The organism is Flavobacterium sp. AK-301, from assembly GCF_058310215.1.
This window is the reverse complement of sequence record NZ_JBZEES010000001.1, coordinates 702,666-724,066: the sequence shown is the minus strand read 5'-3', so window position 1 is coordinate 724,066 and position 21,401 is coordinate 702,666. Positions and strand designations below refer to the sequence as shown.

Annotated in this window: 19 protein-coding genes; 9 read left to right on the top strand and 10 right to left on the bottom strand. The window is 32.2% G+C overall.

Annotated features, from left to right (window positions below):
* Positions 1-93: 93 nt before the first annotated feature.
* From AC4FQX_RS03325 to AC4FQX_RS03290, 8 genes are all read right to left on the bottom strand, one after another.
* Positions 94-639, bottom strand: coding sequence for a DUF3347 domain-containing protein (locus AC4FQX_RS03325; protein WP_491166244.1), 546 nt, complete (start codon positions 637-639; stop codon positions 94-96).
* Between the two features lie 25 nt (positions 640-664).
* Positions 665-1,885: an efflux RND transporter periplasmic adaptor subunit gene (locus tag AC4FQX_RS03320; protein WP_491166243.1), complete on the bottom strand. Its 1,221-nt coding sequence runs from the start codon at positions 1,883-1,885 to the stop codon at positions 665-667.
* Between the two features lie 3 nt (positions 1,886-1,888).
* The gene (locus tag AC4FQX_RS03315; RefSeq protein ID WP_491166242.1) at positions 1,889-3,235 is read right to left on the bottom strand and encodes a heavy metal-binding domain-containing protein; all 1,347 of its coding nucleotides are present in this window, start codon (positions 3,233-3,235) and stop codon (positions 1,889-1,891) included.
* Positions 3,213-4,475 (bottom strand): TolC family protein, encoded by a 1,263-nt coding sequence (locus tag AC4FQX_RS03310; protein WP_491166241.1) that lies wholly within the window; start codon positions 4,473-4,475, stop codon positions 3,213-3,215. The genes AC4FQX_RS03315 and AC4FQX_RS03310 overlap by 23 nt, the downstream gene beginning before the upstream one ends.
* A complete protein-coding gene (locus tag AC4FQX_RS03305) occupies positions 4,441-6,375 on the bottom strand; it encodes an efflux RND transporter permease subunit (RefSeq protein WP_491166240.1) in 1,935 nt (644 codons plus the stop codon). Before AC4FQX_RS03305 ends, AC4FQX_RS03310 begins: the two co-directional genes overlap by 35 nt.
* Positions 6,362-7,672 (bottom strand): efflux RND transporter permease subunit, encoded by a 1,311-nt coding sequence (locus tag AC4FQX_RS03300; RefSeq protein ID WP_491166239.1) that lies wholly within the window; start codon positions 7,670-7,672, stop codon positions 6,362-6,364. Before AC4FQX_RS03300 ends, AC4FQX_RS03305 begins: the two co-directional genes overlap by 14 nt.
* Positions 7,673-7,795: 123 nt before the next feature.
* The gene (locus AC4FQX_RS03295) at positions 7,796-8,152 is read right to left on the bottom strand and encodes a heavy-metal-associated domain-containing protein (protein WP_491166238.1); all 357 of its coding nucleotides are present in this window, start codon (positions 8,150-8,152) and stop codon (positions 7,796-7,798) included.
* Between the two features lie 152 nt (positions 8,153-8,304).
* Positions 8,305-8,667 carry an HYC_CC_PP family protein gene (locus tag AC4FQX_RS03290; protein ID WP_491166237.1) on the bottom strand — a complete coding sequence of 121 codons (363 nt, stop codon included), beginning with the start codon at positions 8,665-8,667 and terminating at the stop codon, positions 8,305-8,307.
* 647 nt (positions 8,668-9,314) lie between these two features.
* Between AC4FQX_RS03290 and AC4FQX_RS03285 the strand changes: the two genes are divergently transcribed.
* From AC4FQX_RS03285 to AC4FQX_RS03270, 4 genes are read left to right on the top strand one after another with little or no spacing between them, the layout of a single operon-like run.
* Positions 9,315-9,557 (top strand): DUF2061 domain-containing protein, encoded by a 243-nt coding sequence (locus AC4FQX_RS03285; RefSeq protein ID WP_491166236.1) that lies wholly within the window; start codon positions 9,315-9,317, stop codon positions 9,555-9,557.
* Positions 9,547-10,266 (top strand): phosphoadenylyl-sulfate reductase, encoded by a 720-nt coding sequence (locus tag AC4FQX_RS03280; protein ID WP_491166235.1) that lies wholly within the window; start codon positions 9,547-9,549, stop codon positions 10,264-10,266. Before AC4FQX_RS03285 ends, AC4FQX_RS03280 begins: the two co-directional genes overlap by 11 nt.
* A gap of 3 nt (positions 10,267-10,269) precedes the next feature.
* Positions 10,270-11,175, top strand: coding sequence for a sulfate adenylyltransferase subunit CysD (gene cysD, locus AC4FQX_RS03275; RefSeq protein WP_491166234.1), 906 nt, complete (start codon positions 10,270-10,272; stop codon positions 11,173-11,175).
* Between the two features lie 4 nt (positions 11,176-11,179).
* On the top strand, positions 11,180-12,424 hold the full coding sequence (locus AC4FQX_RS03270) for a sulfate adenylyltransferase subunit 1 (RefSeq protein WP_491166233.1): 1,245 nt from the start codon (positions 11,180-11,182) through the stop codon (positions 12,422-12,424).
* Between the two features lie 81 nt (positions 12,425-12,505).
* Here the strand turns inward: AC4FQX_RS03270 and AC4FQX_RS03265 are convergent, their stop codons facing one another.
* Positions 12,506-13,132: a MarC family NAAT transporter gene (locus AC4FQX_RS03265; RefSeq protein WP_491166232.1), complete on the bottom strand. Its 627-nt coding sequence runs from the start codon at positions 13,130-13,132 to the stop codon at positions 12,506-12,508.
* Between the two features lie 173 nt (positions 13,133-13,305).
* Here AC4FQX_RS03265 and AC4FQX_RS03260 point away from each other — a divergent pair, with 173 nt between their 5' ends.
* Positions 13,306-13,671 (top strand): CoA-binding protein, encoded by a 366-nt coding sequence (locus AC4FQX_RS03260; RefSeq protein WP_491166231.1) that lies wholly within the window; start codon positions 13,306-13,308, stop codon positions 13,669-13,671.
* A gap of 3 nt (positions 13,672-13,674) precedes the next feature.
* Here AC4FQX_RS03260 and AC4FQX_RS03255 read toward each other — a convergent pair whose 3' ends face one another.
* On the bottom strand, positions 13,675-15,183 hold the full coding sequence (locus AC4FQX_RS03255; RefSeq protein ID WP_491166230.1) for a sodium:solute symporter: 1,509 nt from the start codon (positions 15,181-15,183) through the stop codon (positions 13,675-13,677).
* Between the two features lie 139 nt (positions 15,184-15,322).
* Here AC4FQX_RS03255 and recR point away from each other — a divergent pair, with 139 nt between their 5' ends.
* The 4 genes from recR to AC4FQX_RS03235 all read left to right on the top strand — a co-directional run bounded on the left by recR (position 15,323) and on the right by AC4FQX_RS03235 (position 21,356).
* Positions 15,323-15,940 carry a recombination mediator RecR gene (recR, locus tag AC4FQX_RS03250; protein ID WP_491166229.1) on the top strand — a complete coding sequence of 206 codons (618 nt, stop codon included), beginning with the start codon at positions 15,323-15,325 and terminating at the stop codon, positions 15,938-15,940.
* A gap of 183 nt (positions 15,941-16,123) precedes the next feature.
* Positions 16,124-17,521 (top strand): UDP-glucose 6-dehydrogenase, encoded by a 1,398-nt coding sequence (locus AC4FQX_RS03245; RefSeq protein WP_491166228.1) that lies wholly within the window; start codon positions 16,124-16,126, stop codon positions 17,519-17,521.
* A gap of 227 nt (positions 17,522-17,748) precedes the next feature.
* The gene (locus AC4FQX_RS03240; RefSeq protein WP_491166227.1) at positions 17,749-20,268 is read left to right on the top strand and encodes an SLBB domain-containing protein; all 2,520 of its coding nucleotides are present in this window, start codon (positions 17,749-17,751) and stop codon (positions 20,266-20,268) included.
* Between the two features lie 20 nt (positions 20,269-20,288).
* Positions 20,289-21,356 carry a Wzz/FepE/Etk N-terminal domain-containing protein gene (locus AC4FQX_RS03235; RefSeq protein WP_491166226.1) on the top strand — a complete coding sequence of 356 codons (1,068 nt, stop codon included), beginning with the start codon at positions 20,289-20,291 and terminating at the stop codon, positions 21,354-21,356.
* Positions 21,357-21,401: the final 45 nt, after the last annotated feature.

Sequence of the window (21,401 nt, the reverse complement as noted above, 5' to 3'; positions counted from 1 at the left end):
TAGAAGTAGTCCTTTCCATATAATTTTGCCTCTAAATATAGGGTAAAACCCCAAAGATATTATTAGCAGTATTCAAAAAAAAGTGTCATATTATTACTTGATTGTATCTTTGACTTCACCACATTTTAGCATTTTGTCTCCAAAGTAAGGATTGCGAATTTCGTTAGTGGAACTGATCCATGATGCCCCTTTATTGTCAAAAGCCATAGGGCAGAATTCTACATATAATTCTCCTTCCGTCATACGGGCTTTTTTGAGTAGTACAATCAGATCGTTACTCAATTTTGAATATGCTAATCGTTGTTTTTCAATGTCTGATGTAGCAATGATTACTGAGGTACTCAACATAAGAGAGGTATTCCCGTTTATTTCTTTTGCACCTGCTTCGATTTCGTTGGCAGCTAATTTCGCCTGAGTAACATTCCCTTCAATAAGTGCTGAAGTTAAATGTTCATAATGCGTATAGATCGCATTTAAAAGATCATCTTTTATTTTTAATTTGTGTATCGGTACTTCTTGAATTGGTTCTTTGTCGTCTTTATTGTGATCATCATTGTTTTGTTTAGTTCCCTTTTCTCCACACGCGCTTAATAAAAAGATTGCTACTATAGGAGTTGTTATTCTGATTAATTTTTTCATAGTATATATAAGTGTTAATTGATTATTACATTTTCATTTCGGATATTGGATTTTTACCTTTCTTTAAAATAAATTCGCTATATAAGAGATATGCTCCTGTAACAACAACAGTCTCTCCTTTTTTTAATCCGTTGGTAATTTCTACTTCGTCAAATGTTTCTTCTCCAATTGTTATCATTCTTGGTGAGTATTTTCCTTTTTCTATTTCAATCCACACATGTGTACCATAACCATCTCTGATTACGGCATCCACAGGTAGAGTCAATGTGTGTTTTTGTTCAGAAGTAGGCAGTAAAACAACTGCTTGTAAACCAGCCTGCCATTGATTATTGAGATTGTTTATAGTACCACGTATCTGCATTATCTGCTTGTTGATTTGTAATACAGGATTAATAAAATCAATAGTCATTACTTCTGGATGGTCTTCATAGCCGGAAACTATTACTTTTACTTTTTGCCCTGCTTTAATTTTATTCGCATGAGATGGGTATACATCAGCTTCCACCCATAAACGATTATAATCTTCTAGTTTCATAATAGAACCGCCTTCTCCAACATATTGACCTTCGGTAACGGAAAGTTCTGCAACTGTTCCTGAATTTGGTGCATAATAAACTATATAAGGTGACGTTTTTTGATTCTTTGCTAAATCGTTCAGCTGGGCTTCAGATTGTCCATACAATAATAGTTTCTGCTTTGCTGCATTTTTCATTTGATAAAAATGTTTATCGTCAGGAAAGCTGGCGACCTGTGCGGAAGTAAGTAAGTATTCTTGTTCTAAAGTAGATAGTTCTTCTGAATATATTTTATATAAAGGCTGTCCTTTTCGGATAGAAACTCCTGTCTCTTTTACGTACAATTTTTCAATTCTTCCTGCAATACGACTTGATACATAAATAGTTTGTTCGGGATTGGTTACCAAACGACCATTCAGTCTAGAGGAATTGGAAAACAAATTTTCTCCAACCGCTATTGTAGTTAGATTAGCTAAGGTCTGTTGACTAGTTCCTAAGGTTAAGAAATCCTCTGTATTGTTTTTTTCAAAAGGGACTAAATCCATTCCGCAGATTGGACAGGATCCAGTACCTTCTTTTACAATTTGAGGATGCATAGGACAAGTGTACGTCTGAATTTTTTCTTGGGTAATTTTTGTTTCCTCTTTTTTATTACATGCAGTAAATAAAAATGGGAAAGCTACTATTATCAGAAAAACACAAATAGTTAGTAAAACTTGTTTATTCTTCATTTTTTATTTTTTTATTTTATTTTCTGAAGCTATTTTGATAAAGCTTTCACTATCTACCATATATGCAGCGTTACTGGCAATATTCCAGTCGCTTATATCCTGATCAATCTGTACCATACCATTAACAATAGTTTTTGTTTTGATTTCTCTAGGGATAAATACACCTTGTTCTTTTTTGAAAAGGATTGACTGATTTCCCAAATTAAGAACTGCACTTTGTGGCACCCACCAGCCTCTACTAACAATAGGAATATTAGCGGTAACTAATTTTCCTATTTGAAATTTAGCATCTTTTAGGTAGACTCTTGCCAATGTAAAATTACCATCTTCTTTAAAAACAGGTTGAATTAAACCGATTGTACCGGTATGTACTGTTTGTTTATCTGAAGATTCATAAAAAATTAATCTCTGTCCTTTTTTTATGTGAGGTAATATTGAAGGATCAAAAGAAAACTCTGCAATAAGATTGTTATTTGTATAGATTGTAAAAAGTGATTCACCTGCACTTACATATTGACCCTCTCTTAATAGTATAGGTGAAGCAGAAGCAGTGGATGAATTGTTGTTATTTGAAGGAGTACTGCCGCTAGAACCCATACTTCCCATACCTTCATCTCTGGACATAGTTGGATTTGGACTTGAAGAGTTGGAAATAATGGAACTACCTACGGCTACTTTATCTAAAATATATCCACTTGCATTGCTGTAAACTGGGATACGATATGAAATTTCCCCTGTATTTAATATATGCATAATCTGAGTTTGCTGCATACCCAATAATAATAGTCTTTCTTTTGCTTTTTGTAGCATACTATCATTTTTATCTAATTGATAGATAAACAGTAATTCTCTTTGTGCTGCTGCTAAATCTGGTGAATAAATTTCCATAATCAATTGACCTTTTTTTATTGGTTGATAATTATATTTTATCAACAAACGTTCAATTCTTCCACTTACTCGACTGGCAATACTTGTTTGATCTCGGGTATCATAAGTAATATTTCCTTCTATTTGTAGAGAAAATATTTTTGTCTCTACATCAGGTTTTATTATGGATATATTGGAAATAACTTGCTCATTTACGGGTTTCAGAAGGTATTTCAGGCTATCATCGATAGATGCTTCCATATTGGGAATATTATGTTTGGCTACTAAATCCATTCCGCATATGGGGCAGTTACCGGGTTCATCCTGTATCACTTTTGGATGTATGGGACAGGTATATTCTTGTTTTGTATCATGTTGGTGCGATACTTCATTTTTATTGCTTCCGGTTTTATTACAAGAAGAAAATAAAAAGACCAAAACAAATAACAATGTGCTTAATTTAGCGATATAGTTCTTTTTCATAATCAACGATCATTTGATATAATTTTAATTTTTCGTCCAAAAGGTTATTTTGTAACATATTTAAAGCTTCCCAGGAATCAATCACTACAGGAATCTGTAATTTATTTTCCTGATAGTTTAGGAAATTCACATCCAGTGATTTTTGCATGGACGGAATTATTTTTATTTCTAACCCCTGGATCCTTTTTTGCATGTTTAGTATTTCATACTGCATACCATACAACATACCTTGCGTTTCCTGGAGCATGGCTGATTTCTCTTTTTCCATAGCCTGTATATTATATTGCATTGCTTTTACGTCTGATTTGTACATTTTTGATGACCAGGGAGCTACTGGAATAGATATCATTACCATTGCCGAATAGGCATTGGGCATCATTTTATCAAAAGAGTTCATGTGATCAAATTCGATTTTAAAATCAGGATTTCTTTCCGCTTTCATCGCTACAATATTCAGTTGCATAGATTCAATTTCAGCATCCATTTTTTTTATATCACCTCGAACAGTTGCTAGGCTTATGGTGTCATGTAATGCAAGATTAAAAACCGGGGTAAAATTCATATCTATAGAAAAATCTAAGGTGCCGGGTTGATTCATTAAACTGTTTAACCATGCTCTTGCCTTGGCAATTTCACCTTCTTGCATGCGAATCATATTTTTGTTTTCTTCAATTCTGGCATCAATTTTATATACATTACCTAATTTTGATTGATTATAAGGATACCTTATTTCTTCAATCTTTTTCATGGTAAGCATAATTTTTTCATTCTGATCCAGAACCTTGATTCGCTGTTCTGCAACCATCCAGGTAAAATATAATTCTTTTGCCCGTGCTTTATAATCATTAAGTGTTACTGCTCTTGTAGCGTTATCAATATTTCCTTGTGAATGAATGAACTTTTTTTTCTTATTTACTTTCCATGGGTTGGGAATATCCTGTTCTATTTTGAACATTAATGAACCTTTGTCACCCATTGTTTCCTGAAATGGATAAGGAACCATAAAGGTACCAATACCAATCATAGGCGCCATCCAGGCAGTTGCAGCATCAGCGCTGTATTTATATCCCTCTGCTTTTAATGCATAACTTTGTAGCAGTACATTTTGTTTATCGATTCTTTGCAGAATAGTATCCAGCGATATTACCGGTTTTGTCTGACTGAATAATTGTATTGGCAGTAGAAGTAATAGTACTGCCAGTTTTTTAATGTTTAACATCATGTATTTCGAGTTTTCCATATTTTCGTAATTCATATTCTTTGGACATTAAGAAAATAAGCGGGGTTACTAATAAGATATGTACAGCAGAGGTAAATACACCGCCGATCATTGGTAATACAATTGGTTTCATTACATCCATTCCGACGCCATTTGACCATAAAACAGGAATTAATCCAAATAAAGAAACGCAAACTGTCATTAATTTCGGACGTAATCGTTTTGCAGCGCCGTAGACCACATATTCCTTCAAATCATTTTTTGTAATGGTTTCACTTGAATTTCCTTTCACTTTGATTAATTGTCCCATAGCGTCGTTGAGATAAATAACCATCACAATCCCAGTTTCCACCGCAATGCCAAATAGGGCGATAAAACCAACGGCAACAGCAACAGATAAATTGACGTCCCAGAAATAGATAATATATGCACCTCCAATTAATGCAAATGGAACAGTAATCAGGCTTAAAAAGGCTTCACGTAAAGAATGAAAAGCAAAATACAACGAAAAGAAAATAATAAGAAGTACAATCGGTACTATTAACTTGAGTGTTCTTTCCCCACTAATTAAATTTTCATATTGTCCACTCCATTCTATAAAGTATCCTTCAGGTAATATGTTTTTTGCACTCTCTAATTTTTTCATAGCTTCTTGTACTGTTCCTCCCATATCGCGATCCCGTATATTGAACATGACTGCTCCGTGCAATAGTGCATTTTCTGAACTAATCATTGGTGGACCATCTACGAATTTAATATCAGCAACTGAGGATAAGGGTACTTCTCCAAAAGTTGGAGATTGTAAAGGAATACGTTTGATACGTTCTACACTGTTTCTGTAATCTTGTGCCATACGGACACTTATTGAAAAACGTCTCCGCCCTTCAACGGTATTGCCTATAGAGGCAGCCCCTAAAGCAAATTCCACAGTTTGGTTTACATCATCTACGGTTAATCCATAACGGGCTAGTTCTGGGCGATTGACATTAATATCCAGATATTTACCACCTGTAATAGGATCTGCGAATAAATCAGATACTCCGGGTGTTCCTTCTAATGTCAGCTTCACTTTTTCCGATACACGAGCAATAGTATCTAGATTTTGTCCATAAATTTTAATTCCAACATCAGTACGTATACCAGTTGCCAGCATATTAATACGATTGATAATTGGTTGTGTCCAGCCATTTACCACACCTGGTATCTGTAGTTTGGCATCTAGTTCATTAATGATGTCCTTTTTGTCTATCCCTTTACGCCACTCTGATTTTGGTTTTAGCATAATAATGGTTTCTATCATGCTAATAGGCGAGTTGTCTGTAGCTGTATTTGCACGTCCTGCTTTTCCCAATACGCTTTCTACTTCAGGAACTGACTTAATGATTTTATCTTGTACCTGTAAAATCCGTTTGATTTCTCCGTTTGATACATCTGGCAAGGTAACCGGCATGAATAAAATACTCTGTTCATCTAAAGGAGGCATAAATTCTGTTCCCAATCGCATTAATAAAGGGATAGAAATTAATAATGCCAGAATATTCACAGCCAGAGTAGTTTTTCTCCACTTTAGTACCCACCTGATTATTGGTTCATAAACCTTTTCTAAAAAACGATTAACCGGATGTGTATCCGTTGGACGAAATTTCCCTTTCATAAAAAAAGAAATCAATGCAGGAGCTAATGTAAGAACCAGTAGGGCATCCACAATCAGTATAAAAGTTTTGGTATAAGCTAGCGGATGGAATAATTTACCTTCCTGTCCCGTAAGTAAAAAAACGGGAAGGAAAGAAGTGATTATAATAATTGTAGCAAAGAATACACCACGAGAAACCTGTTTACTACTTTGCTCAATTATTTCTAGTCTTTCTTGTTCAGAAATCCATTGGGGTTTTTTGCGGAATATATTTTTAATTCTTTTCATATGAGTTTGTTTCATTTTGTTGTTCAGATTGCCATAAAGCATACCGTTGTGATAAATGTTGATAAGCATTTTCACTCATAATAATCCCATTATCTACTATAACCCCTATAGCTAAAGCAATACCTGTTAATGACATAATATTAGATGAAATACCAAAAGCATTGAGTAATATAAAACTTGCTGCAATGGTAATTGGGATCTGAATGATGATACTGAGTGCACTACGCCAATGGAAAAGGAAAATAATAACGATAAGTGATACTACAATCATTTCTTCAATGAGTGTGTCTTTAACAGAATCAATAGATTCTTTTATCAGATGACCTCGGTCATAAACAATATTGAATTTCACACCTTCTGGAAGTCCTTTTGCTACTTCCTTCATCTTCTCTTTTACATTATCAATCACAGCATCTGCATTTTCACCATAACGCATGACTACTATTCCTCCCACAACTTCACCTGTACCGTTATGATCAAAAATACCCAGTCTGGTTTCACCACTCATTTGCACAGTTCCAATATCCTTGATTTTAATTGGAATACCATTTTGGTTTTTTAGTGGAATATTCTCAATTTCCTTAATAGATTTTAGATAGCCGGATGTTTTAATAATATAGCCAATATTACCCAGATCAAATTTTCTTCCGCCACTTTCATTATTATTAACACGAACAGCATTTATTACTTCAGGAACAGATAGTTTATAATACAGTAGTTTATTAGGATTAATAGTAACCTGATATTCTTTTTGAAATCCCCCAAAAGAGGCGATTTCACTTACGCCGGGAACATTTTGAAGGGCAAATTTCACATACCAGTCCTGTAGTGCTCTTTGTTCTCCCAGATCAATACCGGGAGCGTCTAAAGTATACCAAAGTATATGCCCAACACCGGTTCCGTCAGGTCCCAGTTGTGGTGCTGCGTCTTTGGGTAAAGTGCTACTAATGGTGCTTAATCTTTCCAGTACTCTTGCTCTTGCCCAGTAAACATCGACATCATCTTCAAAAATGACATAAATAAAGCTCATCCCAAACATGGAACTACCCCGCACATATTTAATCTTAGGCAATCCTTGAAGATTAGTTACTAGGGGGTAAGTAATTTGATCTTCAATCAACTGAGGAGCACGGCCCATCCATTCGGTAAAAACAATAACCTGATTTTCTGATAAATCGGGAATAGCATCAATAGGATTATTTTGAATAGAGAAAATTCCCCATACAAAAATTCCCACTGATAATAGTAAAACGATGAAACGGTTGCGTAAGGACCATTCTATTAATTTGTGTACCATAGGTTTAATTTATTTTGCAATACTATCGCTTACCTTTATGATCCAAGTTATTACTTTCTCTTTCTAAGAAGATGTCAGCATTGTATTTTTATGGATTAAAGTGTAAGAGGTTAAAGGCTTTTGTTAGATTTTATTTGCTCTTTCATATTGGCAACATCCCGGAAGTTTTTCATATACCTCGTTAGGAGCTAGAAACTGTTCACTGTCATATCCTGCTAAGGCTATACGTTTTAAAATCTCCTCCAGATTTGTTTTTTCTTGATTGTATGTAATCTCAGCTATTTTGGTATATTTATTCCAGTTTACCGAAGCAATATTTTCAACAGATCCGGCTCTCTCAATAGTAGTCTTACACATATTACAGTTTCCATAAATTTTTACATTTACGGTTTTAGCATTTTTTATTGGTGTTGGTGTACCATACATTACAACTGATAGCAATATGATAATTGCCACCAATCCTTTTTGAATTGATTTCATTTTAAAAATTATTTGAAGTGAATGAATAAAGCTTTATGAGAATATTAAGTATATGCACAAGTGCATACATTTAATAATCTATTAAAAGCAAAAAATAAAAATGATGAAGCAAGTATATTTTGCTTCTAATTTGACCACACTTAAGAGGTAAATTATCTTAATTTAGGTTTAAGCCAAAGGGAAAAGAAACCGGAAGAAATATTGGTTTCCTGAGTATAAAACAATTCTTTTGCTAAGTCTAAAAAAGAGACGCTATGTTTCCATTCCTCTTTTAAAGAAAATATTAAGTTTAAATTTATAGAACAAATATGATCACAACCGTGTTTTGTTGATGTTTTTTCACAACACTTTTTTTCTTTTTGAGTAGAAAACATATCACAAGAGATAGACTCCTGATATTCTAATTTATCATTTATTGATATAAGATCATTTTCACAAAAATGAAACATTAAAGTAGGATACAACACCACTAGTAGCATTAATAAAAATAACGATATGGAGATTATTTTTTTCATTTTATCTCTTCTCTCTACAACAAAGAAGCATTATTACAAGTAAACTTAGATAGCAAACTTATGCGTTTTTATTAAATAATATTTTTTTTTATTAAACATTTAACATCGTTAATTTCAACCTAAATGGTTCTGGTTTTTTGTGAAATAATAAGAGTATCTATTCTAAATTAAAATATATTATTACTTCATGAGTTTGTTATATTTCTTTTTATTTCTTGAAAATAAATAGTGTTTATATATTTGAAAAACAGATTAATATAATTAAATTATCTTGTTTTTCGCTAAGGTAGTTTTTAGTAATAATCAGGATTTAAAAGATGAAATGGAGGAATAATAAGAAATAGAATTATATATAAAATTATTAAAAAAACAGTTTAATTATGGCTTGATACCAATGCTTAATATATATGAAAACGATGATTTTAAAATATAAAGGAAGTCGTCTCTTGATATTTCAGAGTTTTTCTTTTTAATATCGAGTAGTTATAATTTTATTGGATATTCTGCTCAGTTTTTACTATGAAGTTTTTTTTTAAACCTGTAAAACAAAACATAAAGTGGATTAATTGTTTTTTTTAGTTAATTAATCTGTTATTCCGATAGAGTAATAGTATATTTGAAAGGTTTAAAAAAACAATTAAATTAGTATGTTAGATTTGTTTAAAACAAAAGCTAGGCAAGCCATCTCTGATAGTCCGAAGATTTCTGTTATAAAAGCAGTAACATGGCGTATTGTGGGATCAATCGATACAATGATAATTTCCTTTATTTTGACTGGAAATGTTAAGATTGCTTTCTCTATAGGTAGTATAGAAGTGCTTTCAAAAATAGTCTTGTATTATCTGCATGAAAGAGCATGGTCTAAATTGACAAGAAAAAATGAAGGATAATAAACTCCAAGAATGGAATAAGGAACTAGAAGAATTAGAAATATCTGAAGCAATAATTTATGTTCTGGAAAAAGTAGAAGGAGAAAAAGTATTTTCCACTTCTTTCGGAATAGAAGATCAGATGTTAACACATCTTCTTTCTCCTTTTAATGAAAAGATAAGAGTTTTTACTCTTGACACAGGGAGGCAGTTCAATGAAACTTATGAAGTTTTTCATCGTACTAGAAATAGGTATTCGAAATTACCCATAGAGGTTTATTTTCCAGAAGAAACAGATATTCGGACTTATGTGAATACTGTTGGAGTCAATGGTTTTTATGATAGTATAGAGAATAGAAAAGAGTGTTGTCGCATCAGAAAAGTTAAACCTTTACAGAAAGCTTTACAGGGTGTTCAGTTATGGATAACCGGTTTAAGAGCAGAGCAGTCACCTAATCGTGAAACAATGCAGTTTCTGGAGTGGGATGCTACTTTTAAATTAATAAAATTTAATCCGTTATTACACTATTCTCTTAAAGAAGTAGAAGATTTCATAGCAACAAATCGTATTCCTGTAAACAGTTTATATCAGAAAGGGTATTTAAGTATCGGTTGTGCGCCATGTACACGCGCATTAGAAGAGGGAGAGGATTTTAGAGCTGGTCGTTGGTGGTGGGAAAATGGAAAGAAAGAATGTGGCCTGCATATACAGGCAGATAAAAATCATTAAGAAATGGAAAAATTATTAAAAACACACTTACAAACGCTAGAAGACGAAAGTATTTATATTATTAGGGAAGTAGTTGCACAATTTCAAAAACCGGTATTATTATTTTCCGGAGGAAAAGATTCAATTACTCTGGCTCGTTTAGCCCAGAAAGCTTTTTATCCGGCTAAAATTCCATTTCCTTTTTTACATATTGATACAGGGCATAATTTTCCAGAAACAATTACTTTTCGTGATGAATTAGTTAAAGAATTAGGTGTTGAAATAATTGTACGCTATGTTCAGGATTCGATAAATGAAAATAAAGCACAAGAAGAAACGGGAAAATATGCCAGTAGAAATTCTTTACAGACTGTTACATTACTAGATGCAATTGAGGAATTTGGTTTTGATGTCTGTATGGGAGGGGCCAGACGGGATGAAGAAAAATCAAGAGCTAAAGAACGTATTTTTTCTGTACGGGATGATTTTGGACAATGGGATGCTAAAAAACAAAGACCGGAAATGTTTTCTATTTTAAACGGGAAAATACATTTTGGGGAAAATGTAAGAGCTTTTCCAATTTCGAACTGGACAGAAGAAGATGTATGGCATTATATTCAGTATGAAAAATTAGCATTACCAAGTATTTATTTTTCTCATACAAGGAAACTGGTAAAAAGAGATGGTGCTTATTTAGCGTATTCAGAATATCTAAATTTAGTAGATAGCGATGAATTAGAAGAAAAGATTGTACGCTTTAGGACTGTAGGTGATATGACCTGTACTGCGGCTTTACTTTCTGAAGCAGATTCAGTAGAAGCAGTAATAATTGAAAATAAAGCTTCAAAATCGTCAGAACGTGGAGCAAGAATAGATGATAAACGTTCAGAGGCTGCTTTAGAACAACGTAAAAAAGGAGGATACTTTTAAAATTATGGATTTACTAAGAATAAATACAGCAGGAAGTGTTGATGATGGTAAAAGTACTTTAATTGGGAGATTATTGTATGATAGTCATGCGCTGACAATTGAACAGGAAGCTTTAATTGAAAAAAAGACACAAGAAAAAGGAATGACAGATCTTGATTTTTCCGTTATTACAGATGGATTAATAGCGGAAAGAGAACAAGGCATTACAATAGATGTTGCTCATATTTATTTCTCTACTAAAGAAAGAAAATTTATAATTGCAGATAGTCCGGGTCATATTGAGTATACCCGTAATATGGTTACAGGGGCATCGAATTCTGAAGTGTCAATTATATTAATTGATGCAAGAAAAGGATTATTGGAACAAACACATCGTCATTATTTTATTAGCCGTTTATTGCGATTGAAAGCAATTGTTTTCTGTGTTAATAAAATGGACTTAGTTGATTATAGTGAAGATGTCTTTTTGAAGATAGCAGCTGATATCCAAAATATGATAGCAAAATTCCCTATGCAGAACCAGCAGGTGGAAATTATACCAATCAGTTCTTTGAAAGGGGATAATATTGTGTTAGAATCAGATAATACGCCTTGGTATAAAGAAGAAACACTTTCAGAATTGTTGCACACCATTCAAGATAATTCTGTAGTGAATGAAGATTTCAGAATGGATGTACAATTAGTACAACATGTACAGAATGATGAATTTGTGGATTATCGTTCTTATACGGGAACTATAATTAGTGGTTCTGTGAAATTAGGAGATGAATTAACCATTTTACCTTCGGAAAAAAGAAGTAAAGTGATTGAAATTAGACGTTTCATTGATGTTCTTGAGAAAGCTGTTGCCGGAGATGCTATTCAGATTCGATTACAGGATGATGTTGATATAAGCAGAGGTACGATGTTTGTAAAAGAGGTTTCAGAAAAATTAATACAGAAAGATATAGCAGCTATGATTGTCTGGTTAGATGAAAAAGAAGCAGTTATAGGAGGGAAATATGTTTTACAAACAGGAACAAGAACCGTTGTATCTAGACTTCAACAAATAAAAGCGATTATTCCTCCAGAAAATCCAGGGGATCTGATCGATTCAAATGGAATTAAGCTGAATGAGATAGCTGATGTTGAATTGAAATTGGCAACTCCTGTTTTCATGGATTCTTACGAAAAAAACAAGAAGAATGGAGCTTTTATTTTAATTGACATACAGACCAATAATACAGTAGCTGTCGGATTTGTAGACTAAAAATGAAACTTGTTTATTTTGTTTGAAAATTCACTCCCATTTACTTGCTTTCAAAAGTATCCGGGAGCGAATTTCAGCTCATTATTTTACCGTTTTTAATATGTTGACAATAGAAGTACTGATATATTCAACACCAATAGCAATAATTATAAAACCTACAATTCTTGAGATGGCGTTAATACCGGAGGCTCCTAATAATTTTACAATATAATGACCACTTCTTAGTATAAGAAAGATAACAACTGCAATTCCGGCAATCGCAAGTGTTGCAATTATCTTTTCGTGGATTTCCTGATATTCCTGATAAAAAGTTATTAATAACGAAATAGATCCGGGACCGGCTAACATAGGGATAGCTAAAGGGGTAAGTGCAATGTCATTTCGTTTTTCAGCATCTTCTTCTACACGCTTATCAATTCCTTTATGTTTTTTAAAACTACCTGTCAGTAAAGAGAATCCGGATGTTGTAATAATTAAGCCCCCTGCAATACGTAAAGCATCGATACTGATTCCAAAAAAAGAGAGTACATATTTCCCCATAAAAAAAGAAATTACTAAAATAAGGAAAACATTAATAGCTGTCCATAAACAAATACGGGAACGTTCTGTTTTTGATTCATCAACAGTAAGTCCAACATAGATAGGCAAAGTTCCTAAAGGATTGATTATTGAAAAAAGTGCGGCAAAAATGTAGAAAAAAAGTTCCATGTTTTTTCGTGAAATTAGTTTGTTTATGATAATTTGAGAATAAAATAAAAATAACTTAATGTTATTAATATAAAAACAAACACACTCATTTCATAGGATATGAAAAGGAAGGAAATCAATATATTAATACAGTTCAACTTATTTTGATTAATTTTGACGAATATAAACAAATTATGAGAACAAAAAGAACTTTAGTTATTGGAGCATCTACAAAACCGGAACGTTATTCTAATATGGCAATTAATCGTTTGGTAGAAAAAGAGAATCCTACTGTTGCTATTGGTCAGAAAGAAGGAGAAGTAGCCGGAGTTAAAATTCAGACTAAGGCTGTGCCTTTTAAAAATATAGATACAGTTACACTATATCTGAATCCAATTAGACAGAGAGATTATTATAATTACATTATTGGTTTACAGCCCAAAAGAGTGATTTTTAATCCGGGAACGGAAAATCCTGAGTTTTATCAGTTACTGAAATTAAATAATATTAAAACAGAAGTAGCTTGTACCTTGGTATTACTTTCTACAAATCAGTTTTAAGTGTTATAATTCATCTAATTTAATGTAAGGCTTACTTACTATTAAAAGTAAAATAAAAGTAATCAGACCATTGACAATTATTAATTCATTGTCGAAAACATAATTACCAAAAATAACTTTAGAGTTTTGACTCAATAAATAAGTTAGAGTTGGAGATAACAGACAAATAAAAGGAACAGTTTTATCATAAACTGTTCTTTTCTTCATAAAGAGTCCAAAAGAATACAATCCCAAAAGAGGGCCATAGGTATAAGATGCAATCTTAAATATCATACTCACTACTGAAGCATCATTAATTGCATTAAAAATAATAATAACCAGAAACATTAATACAGAAAAAGAGATGTGTACTAAATGTCTTGTTTTTACAATATTGGGTTTTGTAGCGTTTTCAGCTTTGTCCATTCCTAGAAAATCTACACAAAAAGAAGTTGTTAAGGCTGTTAAAGCAGAATCTGTTGTTGCAAACGTAGCAGCAGTTAACCCCAGTAAGAAAATAATTGAGGGTATTATTGTTAAATGATGAAAAGCTATTTCCGGAAACAAAAGATCTGTTCTTGGTTTTCCTGATATTGTGTCTGTTGGAACTTCAATACCGTTTTTTGCAGCATAGATATAAAGTAAAGCTCCTACACTCAGAAAAAACAGATTGATGATCACGAATATCCCTGTAAAAGTAAACATGTTTTTTTGTGCTTCACTGATATTCTTACAGCTTAAATTTTTCTGCATTAAATCCTGATCAAGTCCAACCATTGCAATCGTAACAAATATTCCTCCCAGGATTTGTTTTACAAAATGGTATTTACTGGTTATGAAATCTTCAAAAAAGAAGATCTTTGAGTAGTTACTGTTTTTAACCGCCTCAAAAGATTCTGATAGATTATAATCTAAACTGTCACAAATAAAATAAATGGTGAAAAAAACAGAAGCTACTAAGAAAAAAGTCTGTAAGGTATCTGTAATTATTATTGTTTTTAAACCTCCTTTATAAGTATATGCAAATATTAATCCCAAAGAAATTAAAACAGTCAGCCAAAAAGGAACACCATAAAAATCAAAAACATAACGTTGTAAAACTATTACAACCAAATATAATCGAAAGGCTGAACCAATAGTCCTGCTTATTAAAAATATAATGGCAGATGTTTTATAGCTGTAAAAACCCAATCTTTTTTCTATATAGCTATAGATAGAGGTTAGATTCATACGATAATAGAGCGGTAGCAATACTTTAGCAATAATTATAAAACCAATGGCATTTCCCAATACAAATTGAAAATATTTAAACTGTTCTCCGTTTGGAGATCCTACTTCGCCGGGAACAGAAATAAATGTTACTCCGGACAAAGCAGTTCCAATCATTCCAAAAGCAACAAGATACCACTTAGAGTTTTTATTGGCTTTAAAAAAGGCTTCATTTCCATTATCTTTTTTGCTGATGATGTTGGAAATAAATAATAAAAGCCCAAAATAGATTATTATGATAGAAAGTATTGTAAAAGGCTGCATAGTTGAAGATTGAGTTTAATGTAGCCAAATTACAAAAAAAGTAGTAACATTTGATTTCTTCAAAAATTAATTGATTATACTTGTAAGAATGGGAGTTTAGGTTTGTAATCGTTCATTTAAAAGTTGTACTTTTGTTGCAATGGAATTCTCTTCGAAACTTTTAGAAAAAGCAGTGTTTGAGATGTCGCAGTTACCTGGAATAGGTAAGCGTACCGCTTTGCGTCTGGTATTACATTTACTAAAGCAGCCAAAAGAACAAACACAATTCTTATCTCAGGCATTATTAGGAATGCGGGAAAATATTAAATTTTGCAAAAACTGCCATAATATTTCAGATGTAGATATCTGTGAAATCTGTGCTAATCCGAATCGTAATCATCAGTTAATTTGTATTGTTGAGGATATTCGAGATGTAATGGCGATTGAGAATACAGGTCAGTTTAGAGGTGTTTATCATGTGTTAGGAGGCAAAATATCACCTATTGATGGAATTGGTCCCAGTCAATTAAATATTATGTCTTTAGTTGAAAAAGTAAGATCAGGCAAAATAACAGAGATTATTTTTGCTTTAAGTTCTACAATGGAAGGGGATACCACTAATTTTTATATATATAAACAAATTGCAGATTGTGATGTAATTACATCTACAATTGCCAGAGGTATTGCTGTAGGAGATGAACTGGAATATGCTGATGAAGTTACTTTGGGAAGAAGTATTTTACATCGTGTTCCTTTTGAAAGTTCTTTAAAGAAATAATTAAAGTTATAGAATATTTGGATTCTGATTTTTTGAAAGGTTAAAGTATTACTTTTGTAAGTATATGGTAAGGAGTTTGCTTTTTGTTGTAGCAATCATAGAATTAAAAGAGGTTAAATAAGTTTAAAGATAGTTTTTCAGTTAGATATATTTTATATAATTAATGGAAAATAGTAGATGTATATGAAAATAACAAATATTTGTTGTATTGGAGCAGGTTATGTAGGAGGTCCTACAATGTCTGTGATTGCGCAAAAATGTCCGGAGATAAAAGTAACAGTAGTTGATCTGAATAAAGAAAAGATTCAATCCTGGAATAATGCTGATATTGACGCTATTCCTGTTTATGAACCAGGATTAAGAGAAGTTGTAATCGAGGCGAGAAACAGGAATTTATTTTTTTCAACGGATATAGAAAAAGCTATTGACGAAGCTCAGATGATTTTTATTTCTGTTAATACTCCAACCAAAACGTATGGGGTTGGGAAAGGTATGGCAGCAGATTTGAAATATATAGAATTATGTGCCAGACAAATAGCACATGTTGCAAAAGATAATAAAATTGTAGTAGAGAAATCGACTTTACCTGTACGTACTGCCGAAGCAATTAAAAATATATTAGACAATACAGGTAATGGAGTTCAGTTTCAGGTATTGTCTAATCCAGAGTTTTTGTCTGAAGGGACAGCAATTCAGGATCTTATAAACCCGGATAGGGTTTTAATTGGTGGAGATTCCACTCCACACGGAAAGGAAGCTATTGAAGCTTTGGTAAAAATTTATGCTCACTGGATAGAAAGAGAAAAAATAATAACTACAAATGTATGGTCTTCAGAATTATCTAAATTAACAGCAAATGCTTTTTTGGCACAACGAGTTTCCTCTATTAACGCATTATCTGAATTATGTGAAAAAACAGGTGCTAATATCAATGAAGTAGCAAAAGCTATTGGAATGGACAGTCGTATTGGATCAAAATTTTTACAAGCATCTGTTGGTTTTGGAGGATCCTGTTTTCAGAAAGATATTTTAAATTTAGTTTATATAGCTAAATCATATGGTTTAAATGAGGTAGCGGATTATTGGGAGCAGGTAATCATAATGAATGATCACCAGAAAAGACGTTTTGCAAAAAATATTGTAGAAACATTATATAATACAGTTTCAGGTAAAAAGATAGCTTTTTTAGGCTGGGCTTTTAAAAAGGACACAAACGATACCAGAGAATCCGCAGCTATTTATGTAGCAGATGATTTGTTAAATGAACAGGCTCAGATAGCAGTATATGATCCTAAAGTAAAAGAAATCCAAATATTAGAAGATTTAAATTATTTAAAGAATCGATCTTCTGAAGATAATCAAAAGAATGTTGTTGTAACAACAGCAGCTTATGCTGCGTGTAAAGAGGCGCATGCAATAGCTATTTTGACAGAATGGGATGAGTTTAAATTGCTTGATTGGAAGCAAATATATGATAGTATGCAGAAACCGGCTTTTATTTTTGATGGAAGAAATGTTTTAAATGCAGACAAGATGAGAGATATAGGGTTTGTTTATAAGGCAATTGGTGTTAGATTGTGATAGATTTAATACAGAGAAATGTAAGTTATTCTTTTTTGAATTAAAGAGTTGTTATATGTAGCTTTATTTAAGAAGTCTTGCTAAAGGGATATCTTTTTAAATAAATGTTCATAAATCAATAATAAACGGTTATTTTTGCGCTTAATTTTTGAATTATATTTTTTTAGATACTAAAAGAATTCAGCAGTTTTTAAATTAATTTAGATAAATTAAAACATTCATAAAAAATGAATAAATTATATAAGCAGTTTTCTTTCTTTTTTTTATTAGTAATTGTTTTTTTTCATTCAGAACGAATTTTAGCTCAGGATTTGTTGAGAGGTAACGATTTGAGTAGAGTCAAAGTAGAGATGCTTTCCGATAATGATATTGTAAAGTTGAAATCTCAACTGAAAAGAAACAATATGACAATTGAAAGTGTAGAGTCTACTGCTTTGTCTAAAGGGATGAGTTCTGCTGAATTCTCAAAACTAAAAGAACGAGTGAATAATACGGATTCTAATCAGTTATCAAATAGAAATAAAAAAGATAAAAAAGAAAAGGAAGATGAAGAGGATAAAGATAGAAATAATGAAAAATCATCAGATAATAAAAATGATGATAGTAGTAAAAGAAAAAATAATAAATCTTATGATGGTTCTAGAAATCAGAATGATTTAGAAGAAATAAATCAAAAACAACAACTTAAAGATACGATAGATTCCAGAATTTTTGGTTCGGAATTGTTCAATAATGCGGCATTAACGTTTGAGCCGAATTTAAAATTAGCAACACCACTTAATTATATACTTGGTCCTGGAGATGAATTAGAGATTAATGTTTATGGCGTACAGGAATATAGTGATATTTTACCTGTTTCTGTAGAAGGAAAAATTACTATACAGAATGTAGGGCAGCTTCATGTTGGTGGACTAACCTTTGAGGCAGCTTCACAAAACATTAAACAGGCAATTTCGAGGGTATATAGTACTGTAAATTACGGACAGTCACAAGTTGCTGTTAGTTTAAGTAGTATAAGAACAATCAAAGTAACTATTATTGGAAGTATGCAGCCCGGAAATTATTCTGTTTCTTCTTTGGCGACTGTTTATAATGTTTTGCATTTAGCAGGAGGACCCGGGAAAAATGGCAGTTACAGAAATATAGAACTGATACGTAATAATAAATTAGTCAGAACAATAGATATTTATCGTTTTCTAGTTAATGGAGACCAAACAGATAATTTAGGATTAAAAGATAATGATGTAATCAGAATTCCTGCATATCATAATAGAGTAACAGTTGAAGGAGAAGTAAAACGTCCCGGTTTTTTCGAGGTCTTGCCTACAGAGAATTTTAATAATCTTTTAAAATTTGCTTCCGGATTTACAGAGAATGCTTATAGAGCTTCAGTTAATGTAATACAGAAAACAAATAAAGAGTTAAAAGTTGTAGATGTTTTATCTTCAGATTTTGATATCTATAAACCACAATCGGGAGATGAGTTTACCGTTTCTAAAATATTAAACAGATATGAAAACAGAGTAACTATTAATGGTTCTGTTTTTCGTCCAAATAACTATTCCTTGAGGGAGGGTATGACTATTTTAGACCTGATCGCACAGGCAGATGGTTTAACAGAGGACGCTTATAGCAGTCGAGCTCGTTTAGTTCGCCTTAAGCAGGATCTTACTAAAGAAATAGTTGATATTAATTTGGAAAAAGCTCTTGCCGGAGATCCTCAATATAATGTAATCTTAAAAAAAGAAGATGAACTGACAATATATTCTATTTTTGATTTAAGAGATGATTTTAGCGTTACTATAGATGGAGAGGTTAGAAAGCCGGGAGAGTACGATTATGTAGAAAAATTATCTTTAAATGATTTATTAATTCAGGCAGGTGGTTTGTCAGATGCGGCTTCAAAAAGAGTAGAAATTGCACGTATGATCAAATCAGAAAATATTGATCCTAAAAATCCTAAAAAAGTTGAGCTTTTTAATATTGAAATCACTCCTACAAATAATGAACAAAGTAAAGTATTTATTTTAGAACCGTATGATATAGTAAATGTTCGGAAATTACCTGTTTTTGAGAAACCTGAAATGGTTACTATCAGTGGGGAGGTATTGTATCCGGGAAAATATGTTATTGCGAGTAAAAAAGAGAAAATATTTAATTTTATTCAGAGAGCAGGTGGATTATCTCCAGAGGCGAATCCTAATGGTATTAAAATTAAAAGACTTATTGTTGAGAAAGATTTAGAAGGACTAAAAAATGTAAAAATAGATCTTAAAGCTAATGATAGTATTCAGGAGCAGATAGTTAAAGAGGTTCAGTATGCTACAATTCCTATTGATTGGGAAAAAGTTCGTAAGAATAAAAAAAACTATTCAAATGTAACTTTATTACCGGGAGATGAGATAGAAGTAGCAGCATTTGAAGAAGGAGTTAAAGTGTTAGGAAATGTTTTATTAACTTCTGAAATTCCTTATAGAAGAGGAAAAGGAGTTGATTATTATATATCCTCAGTTGGAGGAACTAATAGTAAAGCCTGGAAAAGAAAAACGTATGTCGTTTATCCCAATGGTAGCGCAGCTACGGCTCATGGTTTTATGTTTATCAGATCTTATCCTAAAGTAACTCCGGGATCACAAATTGTTGTGCCGGAAAGGCCGGAAAGAAAAGCAATGTCAACAGGAGAAATTGTTAGTATGGGGAGTGTATTAGCCAGTTTAGCGGGTGTAATTATTGCAATATTAAGATAATTTAGAAAATATACTATTTTATGTCTGATCAAAATACAGATGAAGTTACATTAAAGGAGCTTATCTTAAAAATAAAAGAATGGATTCATTATCTTCTTTCTAAATGGAAAACAGTATTTCTCTTTGTTGTTATTGGTGGAGTTTTAGGATTAGGGTATTCGTATACTAAAAAACCAATCTATACAGCAACACTCTCTTTTGCTTTGGAAGATGAAAAAGGATCTGGAGGAGGTTTAGGAGGGGCTATGGGCTTAGCAAGTCAGTTTGGATTCGATATGGGAGGAAATGCCGGAGGTGCATTTTCAGGAGCAAATTTATTAGAATTAATGAAATCCAGATCTTTGGTAGAAAAGACTTTATTAAACCCTATAAATTTAGATGGTAAGACAATATCTTTAGTTGATATGTATTTAGATTTTAATAAAATCAGAGATAATTGGCGAAAAAATGATAAATTAAAAGACATACAATTTTTACCTAATGTGGATAGAGCAAAATTCACTAGAGATCAGGATAGTATTTTAGGAAATGTTTATGAGGTGCTACTTAAGGGAGGTTTAGCAGTTGTTCAAAAAGATAAAAAAACAGCGATTACTACTGTAGAAGTAAAATCTACAAATGAATTATTTGCTAAATATTTTACAGAAGAATTGGTAAAAGAGGTTTCTGATTTCTATATTGAAACTAAGAGTAAAAAAGCAAAACTTAATTTAGATATTTTAGAAAAGCAGACAGACTCCATTAGGAGAGCTTTAAACAGTTCCATATCAGGAGTAGCAACAGAAGAAGATAATATATTTAATTTAAATCCTGCTTTAAACGTAAGAAGAGTGCCTTCTACACGGCGTCAGGTTGATGTCCAGGCAAATACAGCAATATTAACAGAATTAGTAAAAAATTTAGAATTAGCGAAAGTAACAGTAAGAAAAGAAACCCCTTTAATACAAGTTATTGATAAGCCAATCTTACCTCTTAAACAAGAACGTTTTGGAAAAATAAAAGGTATTATTTTAGGAAGTTTTTTGGGAGGTTTTTTAATTATAGGCTTTTTGATTGGAAGAAAGTTGTTAAAGGATATTCTAAATTAGAAGCTTATAGGCGGCTGTGGTTTTAAGATTTAAAAAAAGAAGAAA